We start from the raw sequence: 23915 nt of genomic DNA, 5'->3' as shown, positions 1-23915 counted from the left end.
TGCCTTTCTAAAAGCTACTTGGTTGCGTTGATGTTCTCGACAACGACGGCCAGGCCCTGGCCGACGCCGATGCAGATCGCGGCAAGCCCGTAGCGCTCGCCGGATTCTGCCAGGCGGCGGGCGACGGTGCCCAGGATGCGCAGGCCCGAGGCCCCCAGCGGGTGGCCGATGGAGATGGCCCCGCCCCAGGCGTTGACGATGGCCGGGTCGATGTCCCAGGCCCGGATGCAGGCCAGTGACTGGGCCGCGAATGCCTCATTCAGCTCGACCGCGGCAATATCCGACCACTTCAGGCCGGCCTTGGCCAGAGCCTTGTTGGCGGCTTCCACCGGGGCGAAGCCGAAGAACTGCGGATCCAGCGCGGCAGCGCCGTTGGAGGCGATGCGGGCGATCGGGGCGGCGCCCAGCAATTCGCCGCCGCGTTCGGAACCGATGAAGGCCGCCGAGGCGCCGTCGCTCATCGGCGAGGCGTTGCCCGCGGTCACCGTGGCATTCTCTCCGGTGCGGAATACGGTGCGCAGCTTGGAGAGGGTCTGGGCAGTGGAATCGGCACGAATGGTTTCGTCGCGGGTGACTTCGGTACCGCGCTTGTTCGCCGGCGGAACCGGAACTACCAAGTTGTCGTACTTGCCGGCCTGCCAGGCGGCCGCGGCCCGCTGGTGCGATGCCGCAGAGAATTCATCCTGGTCTTCGCGGGAGATGCCGTGCTTCTCGCGCAACTGCTCGGTGGCCTCGCCCAGCGATACCGTCCACTCCCCCGGCATGGCCGGGTTGACCAGGCGCCAGCCCAGGGTGGTGTTGGCCAGCTCCAGATTGCTCATCGGGAAAGGACGCTCGGTCTTGGGAAGCACCCATGGAGCACGGCTCATCGATTCGACGCCGCCCACCAGGACCAGGTCCGCGTCGCCGGTGGCGATCTGGCGGGAAGCTGCGATCGAGGCATCCAGCGAGGAGCCGCACAGGCGGTTCATCGTGGTGCCCGGCAGCGAGGTCGGCAACCCGGCGAGCAGGGTGGCCATGCGGGCCACATTGCGGTTTTCCTCACCGGCGCCGTTGGCGTTGCCGAAGATCGACTCGTCGATATCCGCGACATCCAGTTTGGGAGAACGGGCGACCAGCTCGCGCACCACGTGGGCGGCCAGGTCATCGGGGCGGTGGCTGGACAGCGCGCCGCCGATCTTGCCGAAGGGGGTGCGGATTGCGTCGTATAGGTAGGCCTGCTGCATCGTCTCACTGCTCCATCGCTGCGGTATGTTCACATCGTGAACTTATGTTCGTATAATGAACTTTAGCAGTTGATGTCCGCAGCCTCAATAGATTTCCATCGCGGTCCACCCGGTTCCCCGCACAAAAATGCCCCGGCTGCCGAAGCAGCCAGGGCACTCTCCAAGGCGAATATTGCTATTGCGCGTTAATCGCGACATTTAGCGGCTGCCATCCGGAAGACTCGTCGAACGCCGGATCCTGCACAGCTAGCGAGCAAATGGATCCAATGAAGTTTCCATCCTCGTCATAAGCGATCTCATCCCAATTTTCTTCAAAATCCATGCAGGAAACCGGCTCAATTTCGCTGGTCACCTTTCCATCTGCACCGAGGACTTGGCCAGCGGCTCGCTCTATTCCAAAGCTGGCAAACACAACCTTGGGCTCGCCCGGCGATGCTTGATACTTGTCCAGGGTGCTCATGGTTTCAATAACCCTGAATTCGCCTTCGTCAATGCTTCCGCCATTGGCATAGGCCTGGTCGGTCTGGGCGATTAGCTCCTGGCACAAGGTGCAGTGCGCTGCCGAGAAGCCCTTGAGTGCGGCGGTGTCACCGCTCGCCACCGAATAATTCAGCAGCTGCACCCAGTACTCCATGGCACCTTGCAGCCCTTCCTCGGTTTTCTCGCTGAGGACCGCCGGGCGCTGCGGAACTTTGGCATCTTGCTCCGGGGAGCTCGGCGTGGGCGACACGGTGCCAGCAGAAGGATCACCGGCCCCTCCCTGGGATGCACTGACGCAACCGCTGGCTGCCAGCGTCAATGCAGCCATCAAAGCTGCAATCTTTACTTGATGATTCCGAACCATTGCCGCCGCCTTCTTGGAGTTTATTCCGCATTCGAAAACGACATTACATCAAGCATTTCGATAATACGACCACTATTCAAATAACATTTTGGCTACTCTTCTCAATGAGAATCGCTGGAAAAATTCCACGTTAACTCTGGATGAACAAGGGAAATTCGGCGCGATAGCGAACCCTGCTTGCACTAAAGCGCAGAGCCGCTCACCTGGTTGCAGGAGAAGGGAAGCAGCCACTGCCCTAAAATAGTTCCATGGCCAATTCGCCCAGTGGGGACTCTATGCTGGACCGCTTGGTTCGGATCCTGAGTTCGTTTGATCTCAACAATCAGTCGCTCAGCGTCAGCAGCCTGGCCCGGCGTGCCGACATCCCCAAAGCAACCATGTACAGGTTGCTCGATGAATTGGTATCCCATGACTTGCTGGCGCGAGACGGGTCTGGCCAGGTGCGGCTGGGTTTGCGCCTGTGGGAATTAGCCAATCGAAGCGCTGCCACCCAGGACCTTCGCACCGCGGCATTGCCGTTCATGGAGGACATCAACCAGCTGCTGGGGCAAAATACCCAGCTCTCGGTACTGCACCAGGACGAGGTGCTGATCATCGAGCGTCTCTCGCGGCCGGGCTCCGTTGTCAATCAGGCGAATGTCGCCGGACGCATGCCTGTGCACCGAACCTCGATGGGCATGGCACTTTTGGCCTTTTCGCGGCCGGAAACCATTCACGGGTTCCTGGAACGCCACCACGAATTGATGACCGACGCCCATCCTGAACTCCGCGCAGAAATGGCGGAAATCCGGCGCAACGGGTTCGCCTCGTTCGACGGATTCATCGACCCGGAAACCACCGGTGCCGCCGCCCCGATCCTCGACGAGGCAGGCTATCAGGTTGCGGTTATTTCGGTGGTTGTTCCCCGCGACTCCGGAACACTGCAGTCCGCAGCTCTGGCGCTACGCACCGCAGCCCGGGGCATCGCTCGCGCACTGCGCCTCGACAACATCTAGCGACCAGAAATTGCAAGGCCAGCACCTTGTTGCGCTTGACCGGTGCGGCATAGATACGCAACCAATTATTCTCATTCATTGAGAATGCGCCTGTCTGCCGGGTCGCATGCACCGCATCCTGATGGAAGTTCTTCTTACTTCCTTAGACCACATGCATCGGTCCGGCAACGCAGCCGGGCGCTCGGCTTCTGGTCCAGACGACAGCAAGGCAGGGTCCATGGTTCAGAATCCACGCATCCTCAAGACCAAGGTCGGCATCATCGGCGGCGGTCCAGCCGGGCTCATGCTTTCGCATCTGCTGGCCAAAACCGGCATCGAGAACATCGTCGTGGAAATGCGCGACCACGAGGCCATCCGCAACACCCACCGCGCGGGCATCCTCGAAGCCCAGGCCGTCAAGATGCTCACCGAGTCCGGCGTGGATGGACGGGTCCTAACCCACGGCGACGAGCACGCCGGCATCGACCTGCGCTTCAACGGCGAATCCCACCCGCTGGACTTCCGCGACCTGGTCGACGCCACCGTCACCCTGTACGCGCAGAACGAGGTCTTCGTCGACCTGGCCGCGGCACGCCAACGCGACCAGGGCGACGTGCGGTACTCCTGCGAAGTCACCGAGATCCTGGACATGGAGACCTCCACCCCGAAGTTCCGCTTCACCGATGCGCAGGGCAACCTCTTCGAGGTGCACGCGGATGTCATCGTCGGCGCCGACGGCTCGCGCTCCTTCGCCCGCCGCCAGATGCCCGAAACGCTGCGCAAGGACTTCAAGGTCGCCTACCCCTTCGCCTGGTTCGGAATCCTCACCGAGGCACCGAAATCCGCCCCGGAGCTGATCTACGCGAATTCGCCACACGGCTTCGCGCTGATCTCCCAGCGCAGCGAAACCGTGCAGCGCATGTACTTCCAATGCGACCCGAACGAAGACGTGAACGCCTGGAGCGATGACCGCATCTGGGCCGAGCTGCAAAAGCGCGTGGACGGGCCAGATAACTTCCAGTTGAAAACCGGCGAGATCTTCGACAAGACCGTGCTGAGCTTCCGCTCCTTCGTGCGCGAACCGCTCTCCCACGGGCGCCTGTTCCTGATCGGCGATGCCGGGCACACCGTCCCGCCCACCGGCGCCAAGGGGCTGAACCTGGCCTTCGCCGATGTGAAGGTGCTCTTCGAGGCCCTGGATTCCTACTTCTCCACCGGCAGCGAACAGCTGCTGGACGGCTACTCGGACCTTGCGTTGAAGCGGGTCTGGAAGGCGCAGAACTTCTCCTACTGGATGACCTCCATGCTGCACACCCCGGTAGGCGGGGACCCGTTCATGGCCAAGCGCGCCCTGGGCGAGCTGGAAACGGTCACCTCCTCGCGGTTCGGCCAGCAGTACCTGGCCGAATCCTACACCGGCTGGCCGCACTCCTGATCTTCTATTGACCTCTCCAACCCTTTGCAAGGAGCCTGCAATGAGCACCGAAACCACACAGAAGGACGGCACCGGAGCCGAGTCCTTCGAGAATTCCCACGCTCTTGATCCGGCAGCCACCACCGCCAGCCAGGAGGAAATCAGCGGTGAAATCACCGGCATCCACGAGGCCTACCGGCAAGAAGTCCTGGCCGGCAAGAAAGCCGAGATCCAGCCGCGCGTAGACTTCGCGCCCTACCGCTCCTCGCTGCTGCGCCACCCCACCAAGAACCTGCACCATGTGGATCCGGAAACCATTGAGCTGCATTCACCGGCCTTCGGCCAGCGTGACGTGCACGCGTTGGAATCGGATCTGACCATCCAGCACAACGGCGAACCAATCGGCGAGCGCATCGTGGTGGCCGGCCGCGTGCTCGATGGCGATGGCCGCCCGGTGGCCGGGCAGCTGGTGGAAATCTGGCAGGCCAACGCCGCCGGGCGCTACATCCACAAGCGCGACCAGCATCCGGCTCCGATTGACCCGAACTTTACCGGCGTAGGCCGGGCGATCACCGGGCCGAACGGCGAGTACTCCTTCACCACCATCAAGCCGGCACCGTATCCGTGGAAGAACCACCACAACGCCTGGCGTCCGGCTCATATCCATTTCTCGCTGTTCGGCACCGACTTCACCCAGCGCATGATCACCCAGATGTACTTCCCGGGCGATCCCTTGTTCGCTCTGGATCCGATCTACCAGTCGATCACCGACGCGGATGCCCGCGACCGCCTGGTCGCCACCTACGACCACTCGATCACCAGCCACGAATGGGCCACCGGATATAACTGGGACATCGTGCTCACCGGCTCGAACCGCACCTGGATGGAAGATGAAGAGGGAGATCACTAACATGGCTCAGGCACCAGAACTGAAGCTCACCCCCACCCCGGGGCAGACCATCGGCCCATTCTACGGCTATGCGCTGCCCTTCGAGAAGGACAATGAGCTGGTCAACCAGGCACATCCGAACTCGGTGCGCCTGCACGGGGTTGTCTGTGACGGCAACGGCGAGATCATCCCGGACGCCCTGCTGGAAATCTGGCAGGCCGACGAGCACGGCAACGTAGTGTCCCGCGAAGGTTCGCTGGTGCGCGATGGCTACACCTTCACCGGCTGGGGACGGGTGGCGGTGGATAACGCCGGGCACTACACCTTCACCACCGTGAACCCGGGCGCTACCGAAGAGGGCAAGGCCCCGTTCATCATGCTCGCGGTTTTCGCCCGCGGCCTGCTCAATCGCCTGTTCACCCGCATCTACCTGCCGGAGGACACCGAAGCGCTGGCTAGCGACCCGTTGCTGTCATCGCTGGGCGAAGCAGAACGCGCAACGCTGATTGCTGCTCGCGAAGACGACGGCTCGCTGCGCTTCGATATCCGCCTGCAAGGCGGGAACGAAACGGTGTTCCTCTCCTACCCGCGCGAGAGCTAGTTGCCACCGCCACACCCCGCTGGATTGCCCCAGCGCCCGCACTGTTACGGGCGTTGGAGCGCCCGGCGGGGTGTTGCCCGTTGCCGGGCACTACAGTTCTAGATAGACGGCTTATACGCTCAACAGCTAAGAATCGAGGCACCGAATGGATGGCGCAGACTACGGCGTGCTGGCCCCCGCCTGGGCAGGAACTGCGGCCGCGGCCCTGGCCAGCGATGCGTCTTTCGTCCAAGCCATGCTAGATGCCGAAGCCGGATGGGTGCAGGTCCAGGCGGATGCCGACCTGTGCAGCGTCCAGGATGCGCAGGCCGTGCGCGAGGTGGCCAGCGTGGACCGCTACGACCTGGCCTTGCTGGCCTCCAGGACACCGGATGGGGCCAATGCGCTCATCCCGCTGCTGGGCATGATGCGCGACCTGCTCAAGCACGACGGGGCCGCGGCAACTGCGGGCACCGCGTTGCACCGCGGTGCCACCAGCCAGGACATCATCGACACAGCGCTGATGCTGGTCCTGTCCAAGACGCTCACGCTCACGCTGGCAGATCTGCGCAGCACCGCTGGCGGGTTGTCTGCCCTGGCGCAGGCCCACCGCGGGACCGTGTGCATTGCCCGCTCGCTGACCCAGCATGCGCTGCCCACCACCTTGGGCTGGAAAGCGGCCAGCTGGCTCTCGGCCGTGCTGGATGCCGAGCATCAGCTGGATGCCGCGGCGCGGCAGCTGCGCTTGCAATGGGGCGGTGCGGTGGGCACGCTCGCCTCCCTGGAGCAGCTGCTCTCCGGCCAGCCGGAGACAACGGCCACAAGCCAGTCGCTGTCCTCGGATCTGGCGGCCCTGCTGGGTCTGGAGGATCCGGGAACGCCCTGGCACACCAACCGCATGCCGATTCTCCAGCTTGGCTCCGCGCTGGGTGCGGCCATTGCCGCGCTGGGGACCCTGGGCGCTGATGTGCTCACCGCCTCCCGTCCGGAAATCGGCGAGCTGTCCGAACCTCGCGAGGCCGGCAAGGGCGGCTCCTCGGCCATGCCGCAGAAGCAGAACCCGGTGCGCTCGGTACTGCTGCGCAATGCGGCATTCAGCGCCCCCGGATTGCTCTCCACCCTGTTCACTGCTGCCGGCACCGCGGTGGATGAACGCCCCGATGGCGGCTGGCACGCCGAATGGAGTGCCCTGCGCGAACTCGCCCGGCTTGCCGCCGGCGCCGCACAGCACGGCGCTTTCCTGGCCAACGGCCTGAGCGTGAACCACCAGGCCATTGAACGGAACCTTGCCCTCGGCGGAGACGCAGTTCTTTCCGAACGCGTGGCTACCGTGTTGGCACCCCTGGTCGTCGGCGGCAAGCCGGCCATCCAGGCCTTGGTGCGCCGCAGCCTCGACGAGGGCATTTCCCTGCGCGATCTGCTGCGCCTGGAAATCTCCGTGCATGACCTGGGCGACCAGCACCTCTACGAATTATTTGATCCAGCTGGCTACCTCGGTGCCGCGGATCGCTTCACCGAAACCGTACTCGCCGATTACTCGGCACGGAAGGAATCATGGCAGTCCCGCAACTAACCCCCTCCTTGCTGCACACCGACAAGGCACTTCCCACCCTCATCGTCGGCCCCTCGCTGGGCACCGCGGCCCTGCCGCTGTGGGCCCCGGCCTTGCCGTACCTCAAGGACAAGTTCCAGGTCATCGCCTGGGACCTTCCGGGGCACGGCGAAAGCAAGCCGTCCACCGAAGCCTTCTCGCTGGCCGAACTGGCTACCGGCGTCACCAAGGCCGTCGAGGCGCTGCGTGCCGACGGCGTCATCTCCGAGGGCAGCAAGCTGTACTACGCCGGAGTGTCGGTCGGCGGGGCCACCGCCCTGCAGCTGGCCGTGGACCACACCGGCTTCTTCAATGCGTTGTCCTCCATCTGCTCTGCGGCGAAGATCGGCACCCCCGAAGGATGGACCGACCGTGCCGAGCTGGTCGCCAAGGCCGGCACCCCGACCATGGTCGCCGGTTCTGCCGAGCGCTGGTTCGCACCGGGATTCATCGAGAAGGAACCGGTGATCAGCACCGAGCTGCTGCACAGCCTGCAGGACGCTGACCGCTTCGCCTACGCCCACGCCTGCGGCGCCTTGGCAGGATTCGACGTGCGCGGGCAGCTGGCTTCAACCAGCGACCCGATCATTGCCATCAACGGCGCACAGGACCAGGTGTGCCCTCCGGCAGATGCGGAGTTCATCGCCGAAAATGCACCCCGCGGAACCATGGCGGTCATCGATTCGGCCTCCCACCTGGCTCCGGCCGAAGCTCCCGAAGAGACCGCGGCCTTGCTGGCCGAGTTCTTGCTGTCCAACTAGAAGCGAGGACCTGCAGAAATGGCTGATTCACCGCGCCTTCCCGGCGATACCTACGATGCCGGCATGGAGGTACGCCGCCAGGTGCTGGGCAACGAGCACGTTGAGCGTTCCACCAGGAACTCGAATGAGTTCACCGACGAATTCCAGGAAATGATCACCCGCTACGCATGGGGCACCATCTGGACCCGCGACGGCCTGCCACACACTACCCGCAGCGCCATCACGCTGACCGCAATGATCGCCGGCGGCTACTGGGAAGAACTGGAAATGCATGTGCACGCGGCCCTGCGCAACGGCATGACTCCCGAAGAAATCAAGGAAGTCTTCTTGCAATGCGCCATCTACTGCTCCGTTCCGGCAGCGAACGTGGCGTTCAAGATCGGCAAGAAGGTGCTGGAGGAGTACGCGGCAGCCGAAGGAGACTAGCGGTGACACCGCGCCGCTAGCGGCGCGCCGCCGCGGCTTGCCGGATCGAGTGCAGCAGGGCCCACGGGACGATACCGCTGGTGCGCGGGTTGCGTGGCGAGGGGTGGTTCTTGATCGAGAAGCTGTACTCGCCGGCTGGGCCGCGCGCCTCGATGCGGTGCTCGGTCAGGCCTGCCTCCGGGTCGGCGATCAATCTGGCTGTCACCGCATCCCAATCCCCCACAGCCAACGCCACCGCCGCGGCCACATTCAATGACTTCGGGAAGTCCTGGGCCGCTGCCGCGGCTGGACCGCGAAATACCTCTACCGGTCCGGCGGCCTGCTCCAATTCACCGCGCAGCTGCGCATCCATCCACGGCTGCACCAAGATGGCCGGCAGCTTGCGCGTCGTCACCAGCACCTGGTCGATGCCGCCCATCCGGGCAGCCGCGCCCAGCAGGTCCAATCCGCCGATGGCCCCAGCAGTGCTGGACAAGCGTCCCGGTCCGGCGGCCTGCACTTGCGCGGCGAACTCCGGGTCAGCCAGCGCTCCCATGGAACTGGCCAGCAGGTCAACCCCGGAGGCCAGGATGCACACCGCATTCTCGCGCAGGGCTTGCTGGCCCGCGCATTCGACCACCAGGTCGCAGCGCTCCAGGGCCGCCTCCCAGCTCAGCTGCTCATGCTCCAGCCCGGCTTGCGGACGGCGCAGGATCACCCCTTCGAGCTGGGCACCGTGCACCGTCCCGGCTGCCAGTTGCTCCGCCACCACGGAGCCGATCGCCCCGTGGCCCAGTACTCCCACCCGATACATGCTGCCCGTGGCCATGCCCGTCCTGTCCGAAAAGATCGATGTAAGCTACCGCCAGCTTAGGCCAGCTCGCAGGCTCGGCACGAACTGCCAGCTGCCCAGCGTGCGGGCTATCCGCGCAACGGATCCGGTATCCGCGCTATGGCCCGGAAACGGTTGCATGGTCCGTGCGTTCCATGAGCCGGGAGGCGGCATAGCCGAAGAGGATGCCCCAGAACGCTGCATGGATATTGAACAGGTCCAGGCCGGAAATCGTCACGACGAACGTCACCAGGGCGCCCAGGGTGAATTTGGTGGCGAAGGCCGTCACGAAGGCCTGCTGCAGGGCCTTGAGCATGGCGATGCCTCCCAAGGCCAACACGAAAGCCTCGGGGGTGGCCAGCATGAAGCGCGTCAGCGTCGGAGCGAACAGGGCGAAGAGCAGGGACAGGAGGCCATAGACCACCGCCGCGGTGTACTGGCGGTGCTTCTCCCCAGATGATGTGAGCAACGCGTTGGTCGGCCCGGTGACGCAGGCGGACACCGCGCCGAAGCATGCATTCAGGATCGAGAACCCGCCCGAGGCCAGCGCAAAGGCATTGACCGGGGGACGGTGCCCGGCAGAGCGCAGCACCGCTACGCCCTGGCCGTTCTGCACGATCAGCACGGTAATGGCCAACGGCACCACAAGTTCCAGCTGCGCAGCCCAGGTGAATTCCGGAGCGGTGAACACCGGAGTGGCCAGCACGGGCCCACCAGCTGCGTCCAACGCGAACTGGCCGCTGGCGGCCACCGCGATGACCCCGGCGATCAGCGTGCCCAGCACCGGGGGCAGCCTTCTGCCCAGCGCCGGCACCGCGGCGAGCAGGACGAAGACCAGCACCATGGGTCCGGCCACCACCGGGTTGGCTTGGGTGGAAGAGACGATATCGGTGCCGAAGCGCAAGAACACCGCGGCCACCATGGCCATCACGATCGGCATGGGAATGGCCGCCATGATCCGGCGCACCACCCCGGTAGCGCCCAAGGCCAGGACCAGCACCCCGGAGACGAAGAAGGCCCCGACCACCTCGGGGAAGGACAGGTGCTGCAGCGAAGGGCCCAACAGCACCGTGCCGGGGATGGACCAGGCGAATCCCAGCGGCTGGCGGTAGAGCAGGGACATCACGATGGTCGCCAACCCGGCGGAAAGGAAGATCCCGCAGACCCAGGAGGCCATCTCGGCTTGGGACAGCCCGCCAGCGACACCCACCGCAAGGGTGACCGCGATGGGGCCGGAGGCGGAGAAAACCAGCCCGATCACGCCATTGCTGGCATACGTCCCGCCCAAGTCGCGCAGCAGGGCGCGGATCCCGGCAGGCCGCTGCACGGCCCGCTCCAGCAGCGGTTCGCGCGGTGCTCCCGCAGCTGCTGGAGTCGATTCGCGGGTTGGCAGGTTATCGGCGGGTTTGGGCATGTGCGCTCCTGGGCGATGGTGGCAGTGTCATTGGCAGTGGCATTAATAGTCCACCACCATTGCACGGCTCCAGGGGCCGTGGGACGTGGCGCATTGATCCGGGGTATGGCATTCCTAGGATAGTTCTGGCTGCTGGCTGCCACTGCACGCAGGGCTAGGATAGTTCTGGCTGCTGGCTGCCACTGCACGCAGGGCTAGGATAAGACCGGGGCGATGCGGCCCGCGGATGAAAGGAATGCAGGGATGAATTCCAATACCGAGCTCGGCGAATTCCTCAAGGTACGGCGGGCCCTGGTCAGCCCGGCAGGCGATGGCGGTCCCCGGCGGCGCGTGCCTGGCCTGCGCCGCGAAGAGGTTGCGGTCCTGGCCGGCGTGAGCACCGACTACTACACCCGGCTGGAACAGGGCCGGCACAAGCGCCCTTCCGAATCCGTGCTCGGCGCGTTGGCCACGGCCCTGGAACTGGATGAGACGGCGGCCGGGCATTTGTTCAATCTGGCCCGCTCGGTCTCCGGTTCCGGGCGCAACAACCCGTCGAGCAGCATCCAGCGGGTACGCCCCTCATTGCATCAGCTGCTGGATTCCTTCACCGGGCATCCGGCCTTCATCCGCGGACGGCGTACCGAGGTGCTGGGCATGAATGCGCTGGCCGCCAGCCTGCTCACCGACTTCTTGGTCAAGCCGGTGCGCCACCGCAGCCTGATCCGCTGGGCCTTCCTGGATCCCGAAGCCAGGCAGCGCTAGGCCGACTGGGAGCAGATCGCCGCCTCGATGGTCGGCACCTTGCGCCTGGATGCCGGGCGCCATCCGCATGATCCGCTGCTCGCGCAGCTGGTCGGAGAGATGTCCATGAACAGCGAAGAGTTCCGCACCTGGTGGGCCGATCACCGGGTGGTCGAGCGGCGGGACGGGATCAAGCGGTTCAACCATCCCCAGGTGGGCTATCTGGAGGTCAACTACGAGGCCTTGGACGTGACCGGGGCACCGGACCAGACCCTGTTCATCTACACCACCGAGCCAGGCTCGGACTCCGAAGCGAAGCTGCGCGATCTGGCCGCGCTGCTCAACGGCCAGGGACCGGTGCCCGAAGCCTAGCTGCGTGCTGGGATCAGCGATTTGCCGAGCCAGCTGCGCTCCAGCTCGTTGAGCGGGCGCGACGAGATGCCATCGGCTGCCAGCGGCACCATGACCGTGGTCGAGTCGAATACCGGCTGCCCGTCCTGGTAACCGATGCCCCGCACGGTGAAGGACTTGTTGCCCAGCCGGCTGATGCCCATGCGGATGAGCATCTCGGGCTGGTAGTACAGCGGGCGCAGGTAGTCGATCTGGATCGATGCCACCACGGTGCCGAATTCGAAACGGCCTGTTGTCCCGTCCTCGCGCGTCCAGCGGATGCGGGCTTCTTCCATCAGGGTCACGATGCGCGCATTGTTCACATGTCCCAGAGCATCCTGGTCCGACCAGCGCAGCTGCAAGATGACTTCGGTAGCCGCGGCCAGTTCATCGTTTGTCGTTTCACTCATGGAACCCATTGCACCAGAAACCCGGGCTGGCTACTGCGCCCGTGACGGCTCATGAACTTGGGTCATTGCCAGCAGGCAACCACCGTGCATCCTCGTTGTTGGCGTCCTTGCAGATCCATTCCCGGGCCGGCCCGTAGCACCGCAGCTCATCGGTGAACCAGAACGTCTGGTCCGGGTCCCACCCGGCAATCACGCTGGCGTATTCTTCATCGATGTCGAGGCACTGCCCGGCGAGCGCCAGATAGGCGCCGATACCCAGATGCACCCCGTCGTAATCGCGCGCCACGGCCAGCCAGTCGGGGATCTTCCATGCGCCGTCGCGCCCGGTGGACAGGTACCAGTCGTGGCGCTTGTGCGCGGTGACCTCGATGCCGTGCTCGCGGCAGAGCCGGATCCAGTCCTCGGCCGTGGCGATCTCCAGCACCTTGGCTGCGGGAGGCACGCTCGTGAACCTGACGCTGGCTTGCTCCCATCCGAAACCGTCCTCCACGCAGCTCAGGCCCACTGGCTCCCGGTCTGGGAACACACCGGTAGTGGAGGGCAGGCGGCTGCTGGGCTTGGACCACCATTCCCCGCTGAAGCTGCCCAGCGGGGTGCTGCTCATTTCGGCGGCATCGCGGGCTTCGGTCGCCAGGATGCCGGCCCTCCACTCCTGCAGTAGGCCCAGGGCATTGCTGCCGGGAGCCTGCGTCCTGCCCTGCGGGTCATGCTGGTCGAATTCGACCTGGAATTGGTTGCGCAGATCCACGGGATCCATCCACCCGGCCGCGAGCCCGCTGTCCGCCAAGTGCCGGGCCACGCGCTCAAGCGGCGCGGCCAGTTCCGGCAACGCCAGCAGGGTGTCTTCCCCATCCGGTTCCTGCCAATAGCGGGCACTGTCGACCGAGCGGACCAGCGCTTGCTGCAGCAGCGCTGCTGTGGCCGGAACCAAAGTGGTGCTGTCCAGGCGCCGGGCGATCTGCTGGACGCTGGTTTCGGGCATGCTGGATTCATCCGCGCCAAACAGGCCAACGCTTTCGCCGCGTTCTACCGCTACGTGATACGCGGCGTAGAACATCGCCGCATGCAGCGGATGCTCCCCGAACGCCGGTAGCAGCTTCTCTTCGCTGGCAGTGGCGAACTCCCACAGCATCCTGCGCCCGCGCGCGCCTGCCATGAGCGCCTGCACTAGTTCCATCCGCGCCACTTCATTTCACTGGTTCGAAAACAGTAAATCCCGCCAAGACAGTCGATAACTATTTACGGGATCGATTATTAGACATTACCTGAACAGGGGTTGCAATTCACCTGCCATTGGCGACCGTGGAAGACGGCCGGCCAAGGGGCCGGCAGATTGTCCCCACCCGGAGGAACGTTCGTGAAAATCTTCGCTCGACCCGGCAAAACCAATCATCTCACCCCACTGCATCTCACCGCCGGAAGCCTAGTTGCCATTGCAGCTTCCACCGCATTCATCGGCGCCACCCCGGAACTCGAGGCAGTGCCGGCAGCCAAGTCCGCCGCGGACTGGAGCTCCTCGACCTACCGCGGGTCAGTCGAGGTGATCCCGGCAGGAACTGGCCGCAGCGGCACCGCGCAAGAGACGCTCGACGGAGTGGTCTTCGAGGATCGCAACAAGAACTCCACGCAGGATGCCAACGAGCCTGGCCTACCGAACGTCACGGTTTCCAACGGCCGCGACGTCGTGGCCACCGATGGGCAGGGACGCTACGAACTTCCGGCATACAACAACATGACCGCGTTCCTCACCCAGCCACGCGGATTCCAGGTTCCGGTCGACGACGACCACGTCGCCCAATTCTTCTACACCCACCTGCCTGAAGGCTCCCCGGACCTGAAGTACGACGGCATCGCCCCGACCGGGCCGCTGCCCGAGGCAGTCAACTTCCCGCTGGTGGCCAGCAGCGCCACGCAATCGCCCGAGCAGAGCTGCGTCATCGGTGCCGATGTGCAGACCTATACCCAGCAGGAAGTCGAGTACGCCAGGGAAGGCGCTTTCGCCGATCTGGCGGCCCGCACCGACTACACCGGCTGCGGCGCCTTGTTCATCGGCGACCTCGTGGGAGATGACTTGACTTTCTTCCATCAGACCCGCGAGCTGGCGTCCATGCTCAACGGACCGGCTCGCTTCTTGCCCGGTAACCACGATATTGACTACGACTCGTTGGACGGCCAGCACGAGTTCGATTCCTTCCGCGCCCAGTTCGGCCCGGAGTACTACTCCTATGACACCGGCAAAACGCATGTCATTGCGTTGAGCACCATTGAATACCCCACTGCGGTTCCGGCCAAGAAGAGCGACTACACCTACGGTCTGGGCAAGCGCCAGCTGCAATGGCTGCGCGCGGACCTTGCCGAGGTTCCGAAGAACAAGGCCATCGTGCTGGCCGGGCACAGTCCCCTGCTTGAATTCTTCTATAGCGATGAGCACTCCACCAAGCAGCTCAAGGAGATCTACAAGCTGCTTGACGGACGCGAAGTCATCGCTTTGGGCGGGCACACCCACATGTCCGAGAACCTGCGTGCCGGTGATCTGATGGATGGCTGGCGCGAGAAAGTCGGTGAAGAGGGATTGCCCTTCACCCATCTGACCGTCCCGGCTATTTCGGGACAGTGGTACGACGGCCGGGTCACCGAGAACGGCTACCCGACTTCCATCCAGCGCGACGGCACCCCTCCTGGAGTGCTCACCTTGGATATCAAGAACACCAAGATCACCGAGAGCTTCACCGTTACCGGTGGAGATTCCAGCAAGCAGATGTCCCTGGGTTTGAACACCCCGGCGTACCGGCAGTGGTACGAGGAGAATCTGGAAAAGGAGCGCGGCACGGTTCCGGCCCTGGATGACCCGCTGGCGGTGAGCCGGCAGGGACTGGCCGAGGACACCTGGCTGACCACGAACTTCTGGATGGGCAGCACCGGCTCCGCTGTCGAGGTCTCCATCGACGGACAGGACCCGGTTGCGGCCGAGCGGACGCAGAAAATGGCCGGCGAACGCCCGCTGTCAGGCGCCGAGTACTCGGATCCGGCGGCCATCGCCGAGCAATTCGTCCATGGCGGCGGCTTCGCCGAGAAGACAAGCCACTTGTGGCGCTTGGAACTGCCAGATGATCTCTCCGTCGGGGCGCACACCGCCACGGTGACTGCCACCGACGTGCATGGGCGTTCTTTCACCGAGGAATTGGATTTCACGGTCATCGGGTAGCGTCATCCTTCGAGCTGATGCCTGCATGGGCAGGCACCAGCTTTTTGTTACGCCCGCAGTGGGACAGCATCGGCTGCAGGTGCCTAGGATGAATCCATGCGCATTGCAATCCTGGATGATTACCACAACGTGGCCCGCTCGCTGGCCGATTTCGACGGCCTCGCCGTCGCCCTGGACGCCGAAGTCACGGTCTTCACCGAGCACCTGGGCCACGAGGACAGTACCGTCGTCCAGGCGCTGCAGCCCTTCGACGCCATCGTCGCCATGCGCGAACGCACGCCTTTCCCGGCCGCCCGGCTGGCTGCGCTGCCCAACCTGAAGCTGCTGGTCACCACCGGCCGCCGCAACGGATCCATCGACCTGCAGGCTGCCAAGAACCAGGGCATCGTGGTCAGCCACACCGGCTATGTGGCTACCGATGCCGCCGAGCACACCTGGGCGCTGATCCTCAGCGCCGCGCGCCGACTGGACGTGGAGCTGTTTTCCGCGGACCGCCCGCTGGCCGCTGGCACGGGCTGGCAGACCACTTTCGGACTGGGCCTGTCCGGCAAGACCCTGGGCGTCTACGGCCTGGGAAATCTGGGAGCGAAGGTTGCGAAGGTCGGCTTGGCCTTCGGCATGCGGGTCATCGCCTACAGCCAGAATCTCACCAAGGCCCGCGCCACCGAAGTGGGCGTGGAGCTGGTCTCCGAAGCCGAGCTGTTTTCCACCAGCGACATCGTCACCGTGCACCTGAAGCTCTCGGAGCGCAGCACCGGGGTCATCGGACCCAAGCAGCTGGCGTGGATGCGTCCCGATTCCATCCTGGTCAACACCTCGCGCAGCAGGATCGTGCAGACCGACGCGCTCATCGACGCACTGGACAGCCGGCAGCTGCACCTGGCCGCCGTGGATGTCTTCGACGTGGAACCGCTGCCGGCCAAGGACCGGCTGGCCGCTACCCGGGGCGTGATTGCCACTCCGCATATCGGCTATGTGACCATCGAGCAGTTCGAGATGTTCTACCGCGACGCGGTGGAAGACATCCGCGCATGGGCTAGCGGCGCACCGATCCGCGTACTGAGCTAGTAACGCGCGGACGCGGCACGAAGTAGTAGTGCAAGATCGCCACCACCGCGGCCCACGCGGCGCCGATCAGCAACCCCACCAGGACATCTGAAACCCAGTGGTGTCCGATGTAGATGCGTGAAGCGCCCATCGCCAGGACGAATAGCGCCGCGACGATGGAAATCAGGTAGGCGTAGCGGCGCAATCCGTAGACGATCGCCAGGTAGCAGGAGATGCCGATCAGCGCCGCCGAGTTCAGCGTATGCCCGCTGGGGAACGAAAAGGTCTGCGGCGGCGCCGGGCCTCCGGGAACGCCTTGGGGACGCGGCATCTGGAGGCTTGTCTTGAGAATAACGGTCAGCAGGACCGAGACCAGCGCGGTGAATGCCACCGTGGCCAATGGCCAGAAGCTGCGCGTCTTCCAACTCAGCAGCGCGATGATCACCAGCATGATCATGATCATGCCCGGGGTTGATCCCCAGAAATACAGGAAATCCGAGGCAGAGAACAGGAAGGGCGACTGGTTCTCCGCGATCCACCGGTAGACCGGCTCATCCAGATCCCGGGCCCAGCCGCCTGCATGCAGGGACACCAGCACACGGCGGGTGAAGTAGAACATGGCAACGATCAGGCCGAAGACCATCCACAACGCCTGAGTGCCGCGGGACCGTCCACCTTGCCGGAAGTACCAAGAAGATCGCATGCACTCCATCGTATCGGGACGGGAGCGAAGCGCTGAACTCAATGGATGCGGAACAATGGAAGCATGACAATCAAGGTGCTGGCAGTTGGCAAGAAACACGAATCCTGGGTGGACGAGGGAATTTCCCGCTACGAGAAGCGGCTGAAGAAGCCCTTCAACCTCACTTGGCAGCTGCTGAACCATTCTTCGCGCGAAAACGATGCTGCCCGCACCGAGGAATCCGCCCGCATCCTGGCGAAAATCGATGACCGCGATTTCGTGGTGCTGCTCGACGAGCGCGGAAAGAACGTGGACTCCCCCGCGCTGGCCAATACTTTGCGCACCCCGATTGATGCTTCGCGCAACGTCGTGATCATCATCGGCGGCGCGTACGGCGTGGACGCATCCGTGCATGCGCGGGCCAATTTCATCTGGTCGCTTTCGAAGCTGGTCTTCCCGCACCAGCTGGTGCGCTTGATCCTCACCGAGCAGCTCTACCGCGCGCAGGACATCCTGGCAGGCGGGAAGTACCATCACGTTTAAGCCATTCCCTTGACTTTCCAACTTGGAAAGACAAGACTTTCCATAACGGAAAGTGGGGAAATCATGGCTGATGGGCAAGAACGAATCGACAAGCTGACCGCCGCGGAGCGCCTGGCCTCCGCGGACCAGGCCTCGAACAAGATGGTCGCTGCCGGCACTTCTTCCCGGGCCACCCTCTTCGTGTACGTGGTGCTCGGGAGCATCGCGATGAGTCTTGAACATGTCCTTTCGCCAAAGATGGCTCTGGGGTTATTCGCGGTGGCTGTCGTTGCAGCCCTCGTGCACTACATGATTATGCGCAGCCGCGCCACGATGCGCCCTTTGCTCAGCAGCTCGGCAACCTACGGCTGGTACGCGTTCCTGGCGTCAATGATCGTGATGTGCCTGCGCTTTTGGGTCGCCGAGGACCCTTGGAGCATCGGTGCGAAACTAGTCGTCTCCTGCACCGCCTTATGGCATTTGCTTTCCGCCGCGCAAACGGCATGGGACAAGGACCGTGTGCAAGATGCCCAGGAAATGGCGGGCTAGCCAGGTGAACAATTCGCAGATCCCCTCGGAGCGCGAAGCCGCTTCCCAACTCGCCGCGGCCGAAGAAGCCGCGAGCGGCACCGTCAGCGCCACCGAAGCCCCCGGGGCATTCATGATTGTCCTGGGCCTCGTCACGGCGGCAATCTTTTCGCTCTACGGAGTCATCGACATCGCCCTTTGGTACTGGTCGCCGGTGCTCTTTGTGCCATTGATCGCCTGGTACGCCTACTGGTCGCGCCAGCGGCCCAAGCGCCGTCCCGCATTGAGGCACTCGGGCAAATACATCGCTGTCATGCTGTTCATGATGCTCGCCCTGCAATTGTGCACCTTCTGGATTCCCCAGACTTGGCTGTTCGCGATACCCAAATTCCTCGCATTGGCCGCTGTCTTCACCGGTTCCCTGTGGATCATGCGCCGCGAAACCATCAAATCCCGCATCAAGGATGGAAATGAACAAGCCATCTAGCAATGCGCAATTCGACGAGCTGATCCATGCACCCATCCGGCTGCGCATTTGCGCCAGCCTCGCCCCGGTGCAGTGGGCAGAATTCGCGCACCTTCGCGGCATCCTCGATGTCGCCGACTCCGTCTTGAGCAAGCACCTCAAGCAGCTCGCCGATGCCGGGTATATCGGCATCGAGCGGTTCACCAAGCTGGGGCGCAGCCATATGCGCGTTTCGCTGACCAAATCCGGACGCCAGGCCTATGTCAGCCATGTGGCGGCCCTGCGGGAGATCACGGCGGGCGGATAATGGCCGATCTTGTCGTTCGCAGACCGTAGTATCGATTCCATGAGCGATGTCCTGTCCCGGTTCGGCGCAGCCACCCGCAAGTGGTTCACCGACGTCTTCTCCGCGCCCACCGTTGCCCAGAGTGGCGCCTGGGAATCCATCTCGGACGGGAAGCACACCCTGGTCATCGCGCCAACCGGCTCTGGCAAGACCCTGGCCGCGTTCCTCTGGGCACTGGACCGGCTGCACCACGCGGAACTTGACGCTCCAACATTGCCGGGGATGGACTCCGATGCCGATCATCCAACGGGCAATGGCACCAAGGTGCTCTACATTTCTCCGCTGAAGGCCCTCGGGGTCGACGTGGAGCGCAACCTGCGTTCTCCGCTCGCTGGCATCCGCGCCACCGCGCACGAAATGGGCTTGTCCCAGCCGTCGGTGTCGGTGGGAGTGCGCTCGGGAGACACCCCGGCAAATGACCGGCGCAAGCTGCTCAAGGACCCGCCCGAAATCCTGATCACCACGCCCGAGTCGCTGTACCTGATGCTCACCAGCCAGGCACGCAAGACCCTTGCCGAGGTGCACACCGTAATCATCGATGAGGTCCACGCGATTGCCAGTACCAAGCGCGGAACCCATTTGGCCCTGTCCCTGGAACGGCTCGACGCGCTGCTGCCCGCCCCGGCCCAGCGCATCGGGCTCTCTGCCACCGTCGAGCCGCCCGAAGAAGTGGCCCGCTTCCTGGCCGGCTCCGCCCCGGTGAACATCGTGCGCCCGCCGTCCACCAAGAAATGGGAGTTGGCGGTGCGCGTCCCGGTGGAAGACATGACCGACCTGCCTTCCGCGGCCGGAGCGCATGATCTGGGTCCGGGTTCCTCCCCCACGGCGTCGGCGAGCATCTGGCCGCATGTGGAGAACCAGCTGGTGGATCTGGTGCTGGACAACCATTCGACCATCATCTTCGCCAACTCCCGCCGGCTGGCCGAGCGGCTGACCGGACGGCTGAACGAAATCTACGCCGAACGCGAGGGATTCAGCGCCGAGAATGCTTCCACCTCCACCCCCGCCGCGCTGATGGCCCAGGCCGGCTCCACCGCTGCCGCGCACCCGGAAGCTCCGTTACTGGCCCGTGCCCACCACGGCTCGGTATCCAAGGACTCCCGTGCCCAGATCGAAGAAGATCTGAAGCTGGGCAAGCTGCGGGCCGTGGTCGCCACCAGTTCACTGGAGTTGGGCATCGATATGGGACTGGTGGATCTGGTGATCCAGGTCGAATCCCCCAACTCGGTCTCCTCCGGACTGCAGCGTGTGGGCCGTGCCGGCCACCAGGTCGGCTCGGTATCCCAGGGCATTTTCTTCCCCAAGCACCGCGCCGACCTGCTCTCCACCGCCTTGGTGGTTACCCGCATGCGCCAGGGAGCCATCGAGAAGATGGTCATCCCGGCCAACCCGCTGGATGTTCTGGCGCAGCAGACCCTGGCCGCAGTAGCCATGGATGACTTGGACGTAGAGCAATGGTTCGACACCGTACGCCGCTCCGCGCCCTACCAGCAGCTGCCGCGCAGCGCCTACCTGGCCACGCTGGACATGCTCTCGGGCAAGTACCCTTCGGATGAATTCGCCACCCTGAAGCCGAGGCTGATCTGGGACCGGGATGCCGGAACCCTGTCCGCCCGCCCCGGCGCCCAGCGCCTGGCCGTGATTTCCGGCGGCACCATCCCCGACCGCGGGCTCTTTGGCGTGTTCCTGGCCGGCTCCGAAGATGACAAAGCTCCCAAGCGCGTGGGCGAGCTGGACGAGGAAATGGTCTATGAATCCCGCGTCGGAGACATTTTCGCGCTCGGTGCGACCAGCTGGCGCATCGAAGACATCACCCATGATCGGGTGCTGGTCACCCCGGCTTTCGGCCAGCCGGGCAAATTGCCCTTCTGGCACGGCGACGGGCTGGGACGCCCGGTGGAACTCGGGGCGGCGCTGGGCGAATTCACCACCAGCTTGCTGGCCAGCGAACGCGCCGAAGCGGCCGAAGTGCTGCACGGCAGCGGGCTGGATCCGTTCGCCGCGAACAATCTGCTCAACTACCTGGACGAGCAGCGCCGGGCCACCGGCCAGGTGCCCAACCACCAGAATTTCGTGATCGAGCGCTTCCACGACGAGCTGGGCGACTGGCGGGTCATCCTGCACTCCCCGTTCGGCTTGGCCGTGCACGCCCCGTGGGCGCTGGCCGTCGGCGCGCGGGTCCGCGAACGCTGGGGGCTGGACGCCTCCGCGATGGCCGCCGACGACGGGATCGTGCTGCGCATCCCCGCCATGGACGATGAGCCGCCCGGGGCGGACCTCTTCGCCTTCGAAGCCGACGAGATCATCGAGGTGGTCACCTCGCAGGTGGCCAATTCCGCGTTGTTCGCCTCCCGCTTCCGCGAATGCGCCGCCCGCGCGCTGCTGCTGCCGCGGATCAACCCGACCAAGCGCACCCCGCTGTGGCAGCAGCGCCAGCGTGCCAGCCAGCTGCTGGATGTGGCCCGCAACTACCCGGACTTCCCGATCATCCTGGAAACCGTGCGCGAATGCCTGAATGATGTCTACGATCTGCCGGCGCTGTCCAGGATCCTCTCCAGCATCTCCTCGCGGGCCATCCGCCTGGTGGAAGTCACCACCGAACTGCCTTCGCCCTTCGCCCAATCCCTGCTTTTCGGCTACGTGGCGCAGTTCCTCTACGAATCCGACGCGCCGCTGGCCGAACGCCGCGCCGCCGCCCTGAGCCTGGATCCGGTGCTGCTGGGCGAATTGCTCGGGCGCAACGATGTCCGCGAAGTCCTGGATCCCAAGGTCATTGCAACCTTGCAGGAGCAGCTGCAGCATCTGGCGCCGAACCGGCGTCTGGCCGGCATGGAAGGCTGCGCAGATCTGCTGCGCCTGCTCGGTCCCTTGAGCGCTGAACAACTGGCGCAAAGGCTGCGCGATCCCGCCGACGAGGAAACGGCACTGGATATCGACAGCGCCCGCGCACATGCCGAAGCCCTGGTCTCTACCCGCCGCGCTTTCACCCTGCGCCAATCAGGAGAACTGGCTTACGCGGCAATCGAAGATGCCGGCAAGCTGCGCGATGCGCTGGGCACGCCCCTGCCAACCGGCATCCCTGCGGCATTCCTGGAGCCAGCAGCCTCACCAATCCAAGATCTGGCCTCTCGATTCGCCCGCACCCATGGTCCCTTCACGATTGGTGAAATGGCCGCGCAGCTGGGACTCGGCGTGGCCGTCCTGCGCCCGGTGCTCGACCAGCTGGTAGCCGCTGGACGCTTGTCCTTGGGAGCGTTCCGTCCATTGGAGATCGTTCCCGCTGGCGTGAGCGGTGATGAATACTGCGATGTCCAAGTCCTGCGCACCATCCGCACCCGTTCGCTGGCCGCGCTGCGAGCCGAGGTGGAACCGGTGGACCAGGACACCTACGGGCGCTTCCTGCCAGCCTGGCAGCAGATCGGTTCTTCGCTGCAGGGCGCCGACGGCGCCTATGAAATCGTTGCCCAGCTCGCCGGCGCCGAGGTCCCCGCTTCCGCCCTGGAATCCTTCGTGCTCCCGGCAAGGATGAAGGGCTACCAGAATTCCTGGCTGGACGAGCTGTGCAGCTCCGGGGACATCCTTATCTGCGGAGCCGGAGCCGCCGGCGGCAAGGACGGCTGGCTGTCGCTGCACACAGCCGAGCATGCAGCGCTGAGCCTTCCCCAGCCCGATGCCAGCACGCTGCAGGCTCTTGACCTGCGCGTACTCCAGGCCTTCGAGTCCACCGGCGCCTACTTCGCCGAGGAACTGGCCGGACGCATCCACCGCAGCGATGAGCCGGCGGCCAGCAGCCACGAGGTCGCCGAATCCTGCTGGAGGCTGTTCTGGGCCGGGTACATTTCACCGGATACCATGGCGCCGATCCGCGGCTACCTGGCCGGCGGAAGCACCGCGCACAAAATCGCCAAGCCTGCACCTCGGGCCCGCGCCGCACGATTGAACCGCCTGTCCGGACTGAACCGGCTGGCCCGGGAACAAGCCGGCGGGCCGGCGCGCGGCTCGCGCGGCGCGGCCCGCTGGTCGCTGCTGCCCGCACCGGTAGCGGACCCCACGATCAGCGCCCACGCCACCGCGGAAATCATGCTGGAACGCTACGGGGTGCTCACCCGCGGCTCGGTGGCCGCCGAGTCGGTGCCCGGCGGCTTCGGCCAGCTCTACCGGGTGCTCTCGAAGCTGGAAGAAGCTGGCCATGCCCGGCGCGGCTACTTCGTCGAGAAGCTCGGCGCCGCCCAGTTCTCCACCTCCACCACCATTGACCGGCTACGCGGATTCCAGCTGGCCGATGACCCGCGGCGCCAGCCGGTGGCCACGGTGCTGGCTTCCACCGATCCGGCGAACCCCTATGGCGCGGCGCTGGCTTGGCCTGCCACCGAAACCGGGCACCGCCCCGGGCGCAAGGCCGGCGCAATCGTCGGGCTGCTCGATGGGGCCCTGAGCCTCTATCTGGAGCGTGGCGGACGCACCGTGCTGACTTTCGGCGAGCTTTCCGAACCGGCATGGAACATCATTGCCATGCAGCTGGTGGCCACGCTGCGCACCGCCCAGGTCGACAAGATAGCCATCGCCACGGTGGACGGACAGCCGGTGCAGGACCATCCGGTTGGCATCGCGCTGCAGGGAGCCGGGTTCTATTCCACACCCCAAGGCATCCGTTTCCGCCGCTGAC

The 23915-nt window shown here is 64.7% G+C and carries 21 protein-coding genes and 1 pseudogene; 15 read left to right on the top strand and 7 right to left on the bottom strand.

Annotated features, from left to right (window positions below):
• Window positions 1–14: 14 nt before the first annotated feature.
• The gene (locus AARI_RS02640; RefSeq protein WP_013347828.1) at window positions 15–1226 is read right to left on the bottom strand and encodes a thiolase family protein; all 1212 of its coding nucleotides are present in this window, start codon (window positions 1224–1226) and stop codon (window positions 15–17) included.
• Between the two features lie 175 nt (window positions 1227–1401).
• Window positions 1402–2034, bottom strand: a complete 633-nt coding sequence (locus AARI_RS02635; RefSeq protein ID WP_157867070.1) for a DUF6318 family protein — start codon at window positions 2032–2034, stop codon at window positions 1402–1404.
• Between the two features lie 284 nt (window positions 2035–2318).
• On the opposite strand from AARI_RS02635, the gene AARI_RS02630 reads away from it, so the two are divergent.
• From AARI_RS02630 to pcaC, 7 genes are all read left to right on the top strand, one after another.
• Window positions 2319–3065, top strand: coding sequence for an IclR family transcriptional regulator (locus AARI_RS02630; RefSeq protein ID WP_013347826.1), 747 nt, complete (start codon window positions 2319–2321; stop codon window positions 3063–3065).
• Window positions 3066–3282: 217 nt separating this feature from the next.
• Entirely contained in the window at window positions 3283–4479 is a 1197-nt protein-coding gene (locus AARI_RS02625; protein WP_013347825.1) for a 4-hydroxybenzoate 3-monooxygenase, read from the top strand.
• A gap of 40 nt (window positions 4480–4519) precedes the next feature.
• Window positions 4520–5368, top strand: a complete 849-nt coding sequence (gene pcaH, locus AARI_RS02620; protein WP_013347824.1) for a protocatechuate 3,4-dioxygenase subunit beta — start codon at window positions 4520–4522, stop codon at window positions 5366–5368.
• 1 nt (window position 5369) lies between these two features.
• Window positions 5370–5948, top strand: a complete 579-nt coding sequence (pcaG, locus tag AARI_RS02615; protein ID WP_013347823.1) for a protocatechuate 3,4-dioxygenase subunit alpha — start codon at window positions 5370–5372, stop codon at window positions 5946–5948.
• Window positions 5949–6093: 145 nt separating this feature from the next.
• Window positions 6094–7500, top strand: a complete 1407-nt coding sequence (locus tag AARI_RS02610) for a lyase family protein (protein WP_013347822.1) — start codon at window positions 6094–6096, stop codon at window positions 7498–7500.
• Complete coding sequence (locus AARI_RS02605; protein WP_041648367.1) at window positions 7482–8279, top strand: alpha/beta fold hydrolase; 798 nt, start codon at window positions 7482–7484, stop codon at window positions 8277–8279. Before AARI_RS02610 ends, AARI_RS02605 begins: the two co-directional genes overlap by 19 nt.
• 18 nt (window positions 8280–8297) lie before the next feature.
• Window positions 8298–8705 carry a 4-carboxymuconolactone decarboxylase gene (gene pcaC, locus AARI_RS19930; protein WP_013347820.1) on the top strand — a complete coding sequence of 136 codons (408 nt, stop codon included), beginning with the start codon at window positions 8298–8300 and terminating at the stop codon, window positions 8703–8705.
• Window positions 8706–8721: 16 nt separating this feature from the next.
• Here pcaC and AARI_RS02595 read toward each other — a convergent pair whose 3' ends face one another.
• Both AARI_RS02595 and AARI_RS02590 read right to left on the bottom strand, forming a co-directional pair.
• A complete protein-coding gene (locus tag AARI_RS02595) occupies window positions 8722–9513 on the bottom strand; it encodes an aspartate dehydrogenase domain-containing protein (RefSeq protein ID WP_013347819.1) in 792 nt (263 codons plus the stop codon).
• A 121-nt stretch (window positions 9514–9634) separates the two neighbouring features.
• A complete protein-coding gene (locus tag AARI_RS02590; RefSeq protein ID WP_013347818.1) occupies window positions 9635–10930 on the bottom strand; it encodes a benzoate/H(+) symporter BenE family transporter in 1296 nt (431 codons plus the stop codon).
• Window positions 10931–11143: 213 nt separating this feature from the next.
• On the opposite strand from AARI_RS02590, the pseudogene AARI_RS02585 reads away from it, so the two are divergent.
• A pseudogene (locus tag AARI_RS02585) lies at window positions 11144–12025 on the top strand (helix-turn-helix transcriptional regulator).
• On the opposite strand, the gene AARI_RS02580 reads toward AARI_RS02585, so the two are convergent.
• Both AARI_RS02580 and AARI_RS02575 read right to left on the bottom strand, forming a co-directional pair.
• Window positions 12022–12453, bottom strand: a complete 432-nt coding sequence (locus tag AARI_RS02580; RefSeq protein ID WP_013347817.1) for an acyl-CoA thioesterase — start codon at window positions 12451–12453, stop codon at window positions 12022–12024. The pseudogene AARI_RS02585 and the gene AARI_RS02580 overlap by 4 nt on opposite strands.
• 49 nt (window positions 12454–12502) lie before the next feature.
• Window positions 12503–13630 carry a hypothetical protein gene (locus AARI_RS02575; RefSeq protein ID WP_013347816.1) on the bottom strand — a complete coding sequence of 376 codons (1128 nt, stop codon included), beginning with the start codon at window positions 13628–13630 and terminating at the stop codon, window positions 12503–12505.
• 180 nt (window positions 13631–13810) lie between these two features.
• Between AARI_RS02575 and AARI_RS02570 the strand changes: the two genes are divergently transcribed.
• Both AARI_RS02570 and AARI_RS02565 read left to right on the top strand, forming a co-directional pair.
• A complete protein-coding gene (locus tag AARI_RS02570) occupies window positions 13811–15658 on the top strand; it encodes a calcineurin-like phosphoesterase C-terminal domain-containing protein (RefSeq protein WP_013347815.1) in 1848 nt (615 codons plus the stop codon).
• Between the two features lie 96 nt (window positions 15659–15754).
• Window positions 15755–16726 (top strand): D-2-hydroxyacid dehydrogenase family protein, encoded by a 972-nt coding sequence (locus AARI_RS02565; protein WP_013347814.1) that lies wholly within the window; start codon window positions 15755–15757, stop codon window positions 16724–16726.
• On the opposite strand, the gene AARI_RS02560 is transcribed toward AARI_RS02565, so the two are convergent.
• The gene (locus AARI_RS02560; protein WP_013347813.1) at window positions 16695–17408 is read right to left on the bottom strand and encodes a phosphatase PAP2 family protein; all 714 of its coding nucleotides are present in this window, start codon (window positions 17406–17408) and stop codon (window positions 16695–16697) included. The genes AARI_RS02565 and AARI_RS02560 overlap by 32 nt on opposite strands.
• Before the next feature lie 63 nt (window positions 17409–17471).
• Between AARI_RS02560 and AARI_RS02555 the strand changes: the two genes are divergently transcribed.
• From AARI_RS02555 to AARI_RS02535, 5 genes are all read left to right on the top strand, one after another.
• Window positions 17472–17930, top strand: a complete 459-nt coding sequence (locus AARI_RS02555) for a 23S rRNA (pseudouridine(1915)-N(3))-methyltransferase RlmH (protein WP_013347812.1) — start codon at window positions 17472–17474, stop codon at window positions 17928–17930.
• Window positions 17931–17993: 63 nt separating this feature from the next.
• Entirely contained in the window at window positions 17994–18458 is a 465-nt protein-coding gene (locus tag AARI_RS02550) for a hypothetical protein (protein WP_013347811.1), read from the top strand.
• Window positions 18459–18462: 4 nt separating this feature from the next.
• Window positions 18463–18924 carry a hypothetical protein gene (locus tag AARI_RS02545; RefSeq protein ID WP_013347810.1) on the top strand — a complete coding sequence of 154 codons (462 nt, stop codon included), beginning with the start codon at window positions 18463–18465 and terminating at the stop codon, window positions 18922–18924.
• Window positions 18908–19210, top strand: a complete 303-nt coding sequence (locus AARI_RS02540; protein WP_013347809.1) for a transcriptional regulator — start codon at window positions 18908–18910, stop codon at window positions 19208–19210. The genes AARI_RS02545 and AARI_RS02540 overlap by 17 nt, the downstream gene beginning before the upstream one ends.
• 39 nt (window positions 19211–19249) lie before the next feature.
• Window positions 19250–23914, top strand: a complete 4665-nt coding sequence (locus tag AARI_RS02535; protein ID WP_013347808.1) for an ATP-dependent helicase — start codon at window positions 19250–19252, stop codon at window positions 23912–23914.
• The last annotated feature ends 1 nt before the right edge of the window (window position 23915 follow it).

It is taken from the genome of Glutamicibacter arilaitensis Re117, assembly GCF_000197735.1.
GTDB classification, from domain to species: Bacteria; Actinomycetota; Actinomycetes; order Actinomycetales; family Micrococcaceae; genus Glutamicibacter; species Glutamicibacter arilaitensis.
Note: the sequence above shows the minus strand (reverse complement) of the source record. Positions and strands in the feature narration are given on the sequence as shown.